The sequence below is a fragment of the Mariniflexile aquimaris genome (genome assembly GCF_042676825.1).
Taxonomy (GTDB): domain Bacteria; phylum Bacteroidota; class Bacteroidia; order Flavobacteriales; family Flavobacteriaceae; genus Mariniflexile; species Mariniflexile aquimaris.
On the sequence record NZ_JBHTIB010000005.1, the window covers coordinates 1 to 1,318 of the forward strand.

The window sequence follows — 1,318 nt, forward strand, 5'->3', positions numbered from 1 at the left end:
TACTTTGTCATTTCTATACATAATGTTTAAAATTATGTAGCCTTATTTCAGGACGGGTCAAGCTTACACACAACGTTTATGTGTATGGAAAGTTGCGTGCTTGTGTGCGAGGATTTTCCGAAGGAAAATCAGATGCAAGCAAGCAAAGCAACTGACATTGGTTAAGCTAAAAATAGCAATTTTTTATACACGGTGTTGTAGCCAGTTTTTTATTGTGTTGGAATTTTTCCATCAATCCATTCTTTTTTTTGAAGCTGTGCTCCACCAAGAAATAGAAAATTCTCGTTTTTGAAGTCAACTAATCCAAATGCGATTACCATAAATTTTTCATTGTCTAAGTAATTTTCTTCTGGTCTTTTATCTTTTATTTTTGTCAAATAACCAACAACTCGTATACTGTCTCCTATTTTATTTGCTTTATTTTCAAACATAAGAGTTGTCCAAATACTTTTGTTTTCTCCCAATTCTAGAAGATAAAAAGGCGTATTGTTACGACTTAATTTTTCCTGTCTTATGATTCCGTCAAACGCAATTATATCTCCGTTCCATTTTTTTAGATTCTCAAAGTCAGAAGTCGAAAAATTTGTAGGGAATGATTTTAGGGTTGCTTTCGTTTGTGCAGTTGCAAGCGAAAACATAAAAAGAGAAAATACTAAAATAAAAAATGTTCTCATTGGGTCTGTTTAAATTGGCTACAACGTTTATGTGTAAGGAACGTTGCGTGCTTGTGTGCGAGGATTTTCCGAAGGAAAATCAGATGCAGGCAAGCAAAGCAACGACCAAACGGTTGAACTAAAATAAGCAATGTTTTTTACACGGTGTTGTGCATAGTTTTTTATTTAGTCAGTTTCTAATATCAGTAATATTGTTTTATCTCCTTTTTTCAAAGTCAGAGTATCATTATCCATTTCTTTTTTAATTGTAAAAGGAGCAGAAATATCAGATATTCGAGGTTTATATTCAGCGTTTTTAGGTCTCCAAATTGCGTTATCTTTGGAAAATCCGTAATGATTTCCTACAATGTATGTCGCGCTATTTAGATAATATTCATTATTCAGAACATAAATTCCTCTTTCGTTATAAGCATCTTCTACATTGATATCATAGCTTTTGCTTGTGTCTATTTTTTTTAAACTATCATAAAAGTCAGATTGTTTAGTCATAAAGAAAATCACAAATATAAATCCGATAATCATCATCACAATTACAATATAATATGGTTTCCATTTTGTCATTTTGCTGGAGTTTGGAAATTATGCACAACGTTTATGTGTAAGGAACGTTGCGTGTTTGTGTGCGAGGATTTTCCGAAGGAAAA

Annotated in this window: 2 protein-coding genes; both read right to left on the bottom strand. The window is 32.2% G+C overall.

Annotated elements, in window-relative coordinates:
* Positions 1-209 precede the first annotated feature (209 nt).
* Positions 210-674: a hypothetical protein gene (locus ACFQ0I_RS05000; protein WP_379939984.1), complete on the bottom strand. Its 465-nt coding sequence runs from the start codon at positions 672-674 to the stop codon at positions 210-212.
* Positions 675-839: 165 nt separating this feature from the next.
* The gene (locus tag ACFQ0I_RS05005; RefSeq protein ID WP_379939986.1) at positions 840-1,235 is read right to left on the bottom strand and encodes a hypothetical protein; all 396 of its coding nucleotides are present in this window, start codon (positions 1,233-1,235) and stop codon (positions 840-842) included.
* Positions 1,236-1,318 lie beyond the last annotated feature (83 nt).